Consider the following 8,992-nt stretch of genomic DNA (forward strand, 5'->3'; position numbering starts at 1 on the left):
AGGCCGGTCTCACATCCTACGACAAACAGGATATAATCACGCTCCGAACAGTGGCGCTTCAGCGCCCATTTCATATCTTCAAGTTGCTGCTGATCCCGGATCGGCTGCACATCTTTTTGTTTTGTCATGATTCATCGACCTTTCTATCACGTCTTAAAATCGGCCTCCTGAACCCTTATGTATCAAGGATTTGAATGTACGATTTTTTCTCTTTTTTCAGTATAAAGAGAGAAAACGAAAAAAGTCAATGAAATCAGGGTTTTGAATGTATGATAATTATCATAATCATACATTCAAATCCAAGTAAAAAAATCCCCTTTTTGAACAATCGGGGGGCAGGTTTTGTTATGCTGAAAATCTTTGTTTACAAAAAGTAACCTTTGCTTAACTTTGTAATGAAAGTTTGCTATTCTTCTCGATTTTATGTATTCTGTAATGTCACCAAAAATTGGGAATGGGGAAATGTATGACTAGTTTAGATAGGGCGTTTCTTAATAAGCAGCAAGCAGATAAAATATTAAAAGAATTACAATTAGTAGAAAAGTGGAATGAAATTGGTGACTGTTTTGTCGTTGGAGCTACGGCATATGATTTAATTGTTAAACCTGATATTGATTTAGAAACATTTTGTGAAGAAACAAAGCCTGAGGTAATTATGCAAAAATTAACTGTTCTCTTAGCGAATCCAAATGTGATTGAATTAAAATATCGTGATTATTCGAAGTCTGATTTTAACGGACATTATTTTAAGCTAGTTTATCAGGCACAGGAAGTACAATGGACAATTGATATGTGGCTATTTTCAATAGATAGAGAAGGCGCACTTTCAAGAGATATAGTTCCTTTTATGAAAAATTATTTAACTCCGGAGACAAGGGAAATTATTTTGGATATTAAAGAAGCGTTGATTGAGAAAGAACAAGATTTCTCATCTGTTTTTATTTATCAAGCAGTTTTAGAGTTTGGTGTAAAAAATGTAAATGAATTTATAGAATGGTCTACTACGCATAATACGACTGTCCCATACCATTGGCGACCTAAAGCAATAGTTTCTGATTAAACGGTAAATTTGGTAGATCTTCCATACAACTAACCCAATTAAATAGTTCCTTAACTCCATAAAAAAATGCCGCCTATCGGCGGCATTTTGAATGTATGATTCTTACAATAATCATACATTCAAAACGAACAATAAATTCTCATTTTAAAACTAAAAGGGACAAATAACTTACATGAAGAATTATTTAGTAGGGAAAATTCATTAAAAATGAACCTTATTATTGTTTATTGGTAATAAGTAAGTGAGAGGGGGAAGATGAGTGGATGAAAAAATAATAATAAAAAAGGCTATACAAGGAGACGACAACTCTTTTAATTCATTAGTGAACCCTTATATTAAACAAGCTCATCAAACTGCTTACTTGTTATTACACGATTATGCGCTTGCCCAAGATGCAGTACAAGAAGCACTGATTCAAATACATTCATCGTTAAAGCGATTTGATCCAAATAAAGCTTCTTTAAAAACATGGATTAATCGCATTGTAGTTAATTGCTCTTTAAAACAAAAAAGTAAGCAACGATTCACATTGAAACTACAGGATAATTATGAATACAATCATAATCCTGAAAAAGAATACATGCTTAAAGAAGAGGAACAGTTTCTAATTGATATGGTGAAAACCTTAAAGGAAAAATATCAGACTGTAATTGTGTTGCATTATTTTCAAGAACTCTCCATTTCTGAAATTGCATTAACACTAAACATCCGTGAAGGCACTGTGAAATCTAGACTTTATAATGCTAGAAAGAAACTGAAGAAAGTAGTTCTCTCAAACAACTCCGATATATCGTTTAGGGGGGATTCTATATGGAAAGAAAGTTGAAAGAAACACTACAAAGAGCTGCTAACCAGTATGAGTTTACTGATAGTGTGAATATACAATCCGTGTTAAAGAAAAAAGATAAAAAATCATTTAAAAGGAAGGCGAAGTGGATTTACGTTGTTGCTCCATTGTTACTAGTAACACTTTTAAGTATAGGAATGTTGAATATTCCTATAGTAAAGGCTGCAATAATTAAGACAGCTGAAAAAGCAATGAATTTAGTTGTTTCGGATGATTTTTCGGATATGCAAGATAACCTAAATGTAATGCCTCCCAATTTAGCAGTTATGGCTATTGAAATATCTCCTGACGGAAGAAAGCTTACAACTTATTTATCAGGAGAAAAGGAATTTCAAAAAGACGAAAACGGTGATTATTCCGTTTCCGATGGAAAATTAGTAGGTCAATATGATAAAGAAAAAAATACATTCACCATTTGGAAGTATGATCAACCATCACAGTCATTTGAAGAGACATATTTTAAAGGGATAGATGATTCGAAAATACAAAACCTTGGAGTGGATTCGTTTTTAGGTAGAACAGTTGATAAATATTTAATTGAAGGAAATACAGAGTTGTGGTTTGATACAGAAACCAAACTTATCTTAAGAGAAATTAATGTAAATGGTAATCAACGTATTGAGGATTCAAAAATACTTGAAGTTAAGTTTGATGTAGAAGTGAATGCAAATTTATTTGAAGTCAAGCCACCAAAAGGTGCCAAAGTAATTGAATCAAATGAACCGTAATGGTTCCCAGTCCCTCCTCAATTGGAGGGATTTTTAATGTATGATTCTTACAATAATCATACATTAAAATTGAAGAAAAATTTGTGATATATTTAAATGTACCAAAGAAAAAGGGGCGATTTATTGGATATTTATGATAAAAACTCTGATCCTTTCAAACAAATTATAAAAGGCTTTTGTAAAAGGAACAATATTTCTCCCCAGAAACCCAGATTTGATATTATTGAAAACACCGTCGCTATTAGTATGAAGAACCATTTAAAAGATGGAATAGATTTAGAGTGTTTTAAAATTTTAAACGTTATTTACCAAATAATTGGACCGTTAGGAATAAAATTCACTCAACAATTAACTTGCTTTTCAAATTCAGAAAGAGTTGATAGGGTAACAGTTTCTCTTAAAAAAGAGGATTATGATGCTTTTAATATAAGAATGAAAGATAACGGATCTATTTAGCGTAAGAAAGGCCGCCTAGTGGCGCCTTTCTTAAAATCGAGCACAAGGCCAGCTTCCGAGATCAGATTTTATGTTAACTTAAAGAAAGAAAAGGCTGCCGATTGGCGGCCTTTTTAACGTATGCTTCTCACACTATCATTTAAATATTCCTTTTTCCTTGAAGGATATCGCCTATGTGCTGTTTAATTTATTATTAGAGGTGATGATATATGGACGATACAATAGAATTAGATATAGAAGATTATAAACAACTAAAAACTAGTGATATTGCTAAGCATTTAGATATTGCTGAATCAACAGTACGCAAATATGCTCAAGTACTAGAAAAACAGGGATATCAATTTAGAAAAGATCCGACAATAGGACGTATATATACCTCAATTGATGAACTTGCTATTAACGAATTAATCAAATTACGTAAAGATGCTAAAATAGGGTTAGATATGGCGGCTGAGATAGTGGCGACACGGAGAAGTAACGAAAATAAAAACATATCGCCGATACAAACTGTGCAACCATTGAAAGAACAGGATTTTCTAACTAAAGATATAAAATCTTTAGTGCACGATATGCAATATATAAAAGAAAATCAAGTGTCTAAGACCCAAGTTAATTACGTGGTTGAGACAGTAGAGAAGGTATTAGATACTAATAAGAATTTGAAAAGAGAAAATGAGATTTTGAAAGGAAAATTAGATATAATGCTTGAAACTCAACAAAAAATGTATGAAATAATGGATAAGGCACAAAAAGAAAAAAAAGATGGAATCTGGAAACGTATTTTCGGTTAATAAACTACAAAAAAAAGGATGTAAAAAACACATCCTTTTTTTGTGAAAGTATTATTCGACTGGTGTAGATATAAAACCAAAATCTAAAGCATCTCCATTACCAACAGAATCGCTTACAACGATATAAGCCTGAAGGTTGAATGCTTCACCATCTTGGTAAGTATTTTGTGGGACAGAAGCTCTGATGTATGTGATGTTAGTATCTTCTGGTAAATCACTAAATTCAAGTTTTAATTCTTTATCTTCGAAATGACTTCCTTGTTGTCTAATAGTCTTATCTACTTTAAAGCTATCTGAAGTAACAACTTCACCATTTTCAAGTTTAAATTCTTGAATATCTTCTAGGTAGTACTCATCAAGTGTTTCTTTTATAACATCAGTTTCAGGAGTGGTACTTTGAACACTTTTCGTAGAAATACCTTTTTTTGATTTCCAAAGATTTTTATACTTAGTAGGAAGCAAGTTTGGATTTTCTAAATCAAGAGAACTATCTAAAGAAGCTGTTTTCGCAGAAGTTGCTGCTTTCGCAGAAGTCCCACAATGATAAACATATCCTTTAGGTTTCCATGATTGTTTATTTTCAAGGAAATCAAAAGAGGCATAAGATTTTCCAAGAACAGCGGTTTTAGAGTTGTCATAAAGATATTTTTTGTTCAAGTATTCTATATTACCCCAATCTTGTTGAGTACCAGTAATGTTATAGGCGGTCCAATCAACTCCCATTTTGTTTACATTACTGTTACTAGAGGCAGAATACTTAGCAATAGTATTCATACCACACTCTGTATCCACGTATGTTAACCAATGATACGAGTGTCCCACATTACCATTACTAAAAGTAAATGATTTATTGTTTGTGTCTGCAGCAAATGCTGATTCCCCAAAAGAAGCTGTTATTGCTATAATGGTTGCAAATACCAAACAAAGTATTTTTTTCATGTTATCCCCCTATAATGTCTTTTTTTGTAAATACCTGTATAAGAATAACGTATTTTTGTTTAATAACAATTTGGTATTTTTGTCTAAACAGTACAATTTAAGGAGAGGTTTTATGGATTTCTACGTTTTTCTTACAATTTCAACTCTTTTTAGTTTTATAGTTATATTTTTATTAGCAGTAACCTTATTAAAAAATATTGGGAAGAATAAAGAAGATCGAAACATAGAATTATTAGAAGAAATTAAGCAGTTAAGAAAAACAATTGAAGAAAATAATAAAAAATAATGAGTGGTATAGTAACAGCTGGAGGAGAAATTTAGTCTGGGGAGCCTTCAGTTTCTACTACTATCAGTCACTATGCATACTGGAATAATAGTAGATACACATATACTAATTAATTAAATAAGCTAAAAAACAAGGTCTTAAAGAAACCTTGTTTTTTAGCTTAAAAATCGTCTATGTGGATAATCTAACATCATAAATGATGTAGGGACTATAGGTGTTTCCTTTTTCTATAGTATTACGTTATATCTTAAAGACCCACAAACTATCAATTTTACTTGTTTTTTAGTCACAATTGTTGGATAATTAATCCTAATAAAATACGGACGTAAAAAGAACCTCAACGTGTCTAAGTGGGATTGCCGTCCCCTTAAACCGTTCCCCCTAATCGCACTAGGGAAAACACTTGTCGAAGTTCTTGTAACTAACATATTAGTACCACTTATTTTAGTGCATATTACGGTTAGTTTCAAGTGAAAAATATTGTTTCTTTCTTTTAGACACAATAAAAAAAGACACTGTTTCCCTTAATCTTTATCGGGCGCAGTGTCTTTTTTATGGTCCTCTAAGGAGAAAATACCATGTTAATCGCAGGTAGAATAGAAAATTTTAAAGACTTCAGCAAGTTTAGCAGCATAAAAGAATTTAATACCACAATCGAAATGTTCCTAGCCGAACATAAAGAGGATTTCACCAAAGGAGAACTCGTCGCATTTAAGCGCCTGGTACGGTTCTCCGCCAAATATGTAGGTGTGGCCAACGCCAAGATCGGAACGCTAGTAAAAGCCATCAATGATAAACTGAACGGATTTGGTGTAAGTCGGTCCACTTTTGAACGGATGCTACGAAAAGCGAAGGAATTAGGCATCTTATCTATCGAAAACACAGCAAAATCCAAAGGCGGAAAAGGTCATAATGTCTATATTTTTAATACAATTGATGTATTAAAAAAGAGAAAATTGACGTATTGTGAGAATCGCGAGAAACCTTGCGAGAGTAAGATTGAAGCGAATAATTTTGAAGGGGAAACTAGTAATCTTTTAGAAACTAGTATTCTTAAAAGATTAAATACACGTAAAGAGGTTCCTTTAGATTCTACTTTTACAGCTTCTTATGTTCCTAAAGAATTTATCGAGGCGGTTAAGCCTTTCTTTGATGAGGCAGCCACGATTGAAGACCTTTGGAAAAGTGTTTTCCTTGATACAAAAGCCATTTCAGACATAGTTGAACCAGATACGATTACATATACGGCGATAAACGCCTTTAAACAAGCCATTAGAGGGTTAAAACGAGGGAAAGTAAAAACCAACCTGGTACGTTATTTCACAGGTACCTTTAAGAAACTCATGGATCGGACCTATTCGGAGCTTCCTTTAGACCTTTTTTCAGCTAATCACTAAGGATTGACTCCATACAAGGGATTCGTGTATGTTTTTTACCCTATTTAAGCTGTCCTTTATATTCATTTACAAGCTTAGAGCCATTTAAACGGCTTTCTCAGGCGTTTGAATTTTTCAGGAGTATTGAAATAAATAAAAATGAAAAAAAGGTAAATTGGGGCCTTTAAAGCGTTTTATGGACCATCGGGATTTTCCCCTGATTGGTTTGCAAGGAGTAGAGCTTCCCTGATAAATTCGTCATGAGTGATCTTACCAGTGGCCTTTCTGAAGACAAGATCCTCTATTTCTGGAGTCACTATGAGGCCTTCTACTGCCATGGAATTTTTCACAGAATTAAACTGTTTTTTGAATGTTTCTAAGTCTTTCAATGGAATCACCTCTCCTTCTATTTTATCTTAAAAGGAACGGGGGAATGCTCTTCGGAGAATCCGTTTTACTGGTTTTATAGCATCTTAAGAGCGTATTGCAAATGTATTGCACGTGAAGAAAAAGTGTATTGCAAATGTATTGTTGATGTATTGCAAACATATTGCAAATAGAATTCTCGTGATATCACGGTTTTGTTAGGCTTTGCCTAACCTAGCACCCTCGGTGATAGCAAAAACCCCTTATGCTCTTCAGTATTTCTTTTAACTTGCCTGTTCGCATGTGTGAATTACGCTTATAAAAGCAGATGATTTATAAAATATAGGAGGATGTATTTCTATGGAGAATCCAAAAAATGACCCTTCAGCTAACAGCAAAACAGCCGAATTTTTACTGAGTTATAGTTGGGAAGGGAAAAGCAAAGAACAAATCATTCAAGAGATGTTTCTACCGGATTACGAACAAGTATATGTAGAGTCTGGAATGAAAGAATTGTCTCTGCAAGGGAAGTTTACTGGCATGGATCTCGACCGTTTTATTGTTCAACAGTTGGATATGGAGGATGAAGATATCGGGCCCGTTCATGATCCGGATATTGTGTATCTTGAAAGATAAGGGCTTTTTGATTTTCAAAAGTATCTCTTCAATGAATTTCTTGAAGAAAAACTGAAGAGCATAAGGGATTTTTGTCCCCACCAAGGGTGTGGAGTTAGGCAAAGCCTAACAAAATGGTGGGTACTAGAAAATCGGATTTGCAATACGTTTGCAATACACTTTTCCCTTACCTGCAATACATTTGCAATACACATTTTTTATGCTTGCAAATGTATTGCAGCGATATAAATGACCTTGAAATTCAAGAATACATAAACCGATAAGTTGAATTATGTAAATAAGATTACTATTACCTTTTTGAATATGATTTTATCGGCGGCAGCAGTATGCTTATAAATTAAAAAGAGACCGCCTGGAAGTTTAGGGCGGTCTCTTTGTTCATATGTACTTACATTTTGACAAAATATTTTAATAAAACAAAAAAATAACACAAAAATCTTGCCTGAATAATGGCAAGTGTGATACTCTAAGTATGGGGATATTTTGTCTATTAGACCATTCCTCACTAATTCAAATTGATATTGGTAGTATCATTTTGAGCATATGTTTAATTTTATATACATACATTAGGAAATTTCGAACCGTAATCCGAATTATACTAAAGTATATTTAATGATGTCAACTATTTAGTTGAATCTTTAATAGTATGAATTTTAACTAGTTGCGTAATTAGTTGGAAGGCCGGACCTCTAATAAGCGCATATCCCTTAGAAATTTTAAGGAGGATATGCCACTATGTGCAAACTTGCACCCCATAAACGCAGTGGCCATATAGTACGCGGACATTTTCGCAATGCTATATGGATCCCAGAACATTTTCGTTCTGGAAGTGATGTGAATTATCACTGTCTGTGGAACTAATAATGTATAAGTTTCTCTGTTTCTGAAGTCACGGATTCTGTAAAGAGTAGAATTTATTTTCTGCTCTTTTTTTTATTTTAATTGGATGTTTGTATATTCACTGGTTGAGTAGTGCAAACACACTGAAGTTTTTGAGTATATTGTTAGTCTCTTCTTCAGTAATACCGATATAACGCAAGGTGACAGAAGGATGGGAATGATGTAGGATCCGTTGCAACATCGCAATATCCTTTGTGGCCTTATAAAACCAGTAGCCAAACGTTTTCCGTAACGTATGGTTACCGACATGCTCCACGCCCGCAAACTCTGCGGCCTTGTTTAGCTGCCTGTAAGCCTGTGTAGGGGTAATGGGGTGTTCTCCCTTCCTGGACGGGAATAAATAGGGACTCTGGACGTTTTTGGCGTACGCAAAGACCTCTTCGAAGCAATTCGCGATATACATGTCGCGGATTTTTTGCGTTTTGCCTTCTTTAACCCGAAGGATCTTGTGTTGTTTGCCTTTCAGGTCCAGAATCTGCTTCGTAGTGAGCTTGAGTAGGTCCCCGACACGCAGGCCGGTCTCACATCCTACGACAAACAGGATATAATCACGCTCCGAACAGTGGCGCTTCAGCGCCCATTTCATATCTTCAAGTTGCTGCTGATC

General features: G+C 34.0%; 11 protein-coding genes and 1 pseudogene. 8 read left to right on the top strand and 4 right to left on the bottom strand.

All coding sequences use genetic code 11. The features are described from left to right. A pseudogene (locus tag ACQKL5_RS21205) lies at positions 1–128 on the bottom strand (site-specific integrase); the annotation flags it as partial. Between the two features lie 338 nt (positions 129–466). Between ACQKL5_RS21205 and ACQKL5_RS21210 the strand changes: the two are divergent. The 5 genes from ACQKL5_RS21210 (at position 467) to ACQKL5_RS21230 (ending at position 3,882) form a co-directional block, all read left to right on the top strand. Then, a complete protein-coding gene (locus ACQKL5_RS21210; protein WP_427610806.1) occupies positions 467–1,060 on the top strand; it encodes a hypothetical protein in 594 nt (197 codons plus the stop codon). A gap of 259 nt (positions 1,061–1,319) precedes the next feature. Further along, positions 1,320–1,886 carry an RNA polymerase sigma factor gene (locus ACQKL5_RS21215; RefSeq protein ID WP_427610807.1) on the top strand — a complete coding sequence of 189 codons (567 nt, stop codon included), beginning with the start codon at positions 1,320–1,322 and terminating at the stop codon, positions 1,884–1,886. Then, entirely contained in the window at positions 1,871–2,635 is a 765-nt protein-coding gene (locus ACQKL5_RS21220) for a LolA family protein (RefSeq protein ID WP_427610808.1), read from the top strand. Before ACQKL5_RS21215 ends, ACQKL5_RS21220 begins: the two co-directional genes overlap by 16 nt. A gap of 123 nt (positions 2,636–2,758) precedes the next feature. Next, entirely contained in the window at positions 2,759–3,091 is a 333-nt protein-coding gene (locus tag ACQKL5_RS21225; RefSeq protein WP_427610809.1) for a hypothetical protein, read from the top strand. A 209-nt stretch (positions 3,092–3,300) separates the two neighbouring features. Further along, on the top strand, positions 3,301–3,882 hold the full coding sequence (locus tag ACQKL5_RS21230; protein ID WP_427610810.1) for a hypothetical protein: 582 nt from the start codon (positions 3,301–3,303) through the stop codon (positions 3,880–3,882). A 51-nt stretch (positions 3,883–3,933) separates the two neighbouring features. On the opposite strand, the gene ACQKL5_RS21235 is transcribed toward ACQKL5_RS21230, so the two are convergent. Then, positions 3,934–4,821 (bottom strand): hypothetical protein, encoded by an 888-nt coding sequence (locus ACQKL5_RS21235; RefSeq protein ID WP_427610811.1) that lies wholly within the window; start codon positions 4,819–4,821, stop codon positions 3,934–3,936. Positions 4,822–4,933: 112 nt separating this feature from the next. On the opposite strand from ACQKL5_RS21235, the gene ACQKL5_RS21240 reads away from it, so the two are divergent. Next, positions 4,934–5,107: a hypothetical protein gene (locus ACQKL5_RS21240; protein ID WP_427610812.1), complete on the top strand. Its 174-nt coding sequence runs from the start codon at positions 4,934–4,936 to the stop codon at positions 5,105–5,107. A 578-nt stretch (positions 5,108–5,685) separates the two neighbouring features. Then, positions 5,686–6,504 (top strand): hypothetical protein, encoded by an 819-nt coding sequence (locus tag ACQKL5_RS21245; RefSeq protein WP_427610813.1) that lies wholly within the window; start codon positions 5,686–5,688, stop codon positions 6,502–6,504. 173 nt (positions 6,505–6,677) lie between these two features. Here ACQKL5_RS21245 and ACQKL5_RS21250 read toward each other — a convergent pair whose 3' ends face one another. Continuing rightward, on the bottom strand, positions 6,678–6,872 hold the full coding sequence (locus ACQKL5_RS21250; protein ID WP_427610814.1) for an antitoxin VbhA family protein: 195 nt from the start codon (positions 6,870–6,872) through the stop codon (positions 6,678–6,680). A gap of 337 nt (positions 6,873–7,209) precedes the next feature. Here ACQKL5_RS21250 and ACQKL5_RS21255 point away from each other — a divergent pair, with 337 nt between their 5' ends. Beyond that, positions 7,210–7,485, top strand: a complete 276-nt coding sequence (locus tag ACQKL5_RS21255) for a hypothetical protein (RefSeq protein WP_427610815.1) — start codon at positions 7,210–7,212, stop codon at positions 7,483–7,485. A gap of 958 nt (positions 7,486–8,443) precedes the next feature. Here the strand turns inward: ACQKL5_RS21255 and ACQKL5_RS21260 are convergent. After that, positions 8,444–8,992 (bottom strand): tyrosine-type recombinase/integrase (locus ACQKL5_RS21260; RefSeq protein WP_427610816.1); only part of this gene is annotated, 549 nt, incomplete at its 5' end.

Origin of the sequence: Peribacillus sp. NPDC097675 (genome assembly GCF_050277655.1) — a bacterium.
Lineage (GTDB): Bacteria > Bacillota > Bacilli > Bacillales > DSM-1321 > Peribacillus.

What these genes read in the sequence shown, in the direction of transcription:
- ACQKL5_RS21235 (WP_427610811.1), bottom strand. Translation starts at nt 4,821, where the DNA reads ATGAAAAAAATACTTTGTTTGGTATTTGCAACCATTATAGCAATAACA.
- ACQKL5_RS21220 (WP_427610808.1), top strand. Translation starts at nt 1,871, where the DNA reads ATGGAAAGAAAGTTGAAAGAAACACTACAAAGAGCTGCTAACCAGTAT.
- ACQKL5_RS21255 (WP_427610815.1), top strand. Translation starts at nt 7,210, where the DNA reads ATGGAGAATCCAAAAAATGACCCTTCAGCTAACAGCAAAACAGCCGAA.
- ACQKL5_RS21230 (WP_427610810.1), top strand. Translation starts at nt 3,301, where the DNA reads ATGGACGATACAATAGAATTAGATATAGAAGATTATAAACAACTAAAA.
- ACQKL5_RS21210 (WP_427610806.1), top strand. Translation starts at nt 467, where the DNA reads ATGACTAGTTTAGATAGGGCGTTTCTTAATAAGCAGCAAGCAGATAAA.
- ACQKL5_RS21245 (WP_427610813.1), top strand. Translation starts at nt 5,686, where the DNA reads ATGTTAATCGCAGGTAGAATAGAAAATTTTAAAGACTTCAGCAAGTTT.
- ACQKL5_RS21240 (WP_427610812.1), top strand. Translation starts at nt 4,934, where the DNA reads ATGGATTTCTACGTTTTTCTTACAATTTCAACTCTTTTTAGTTTTATA.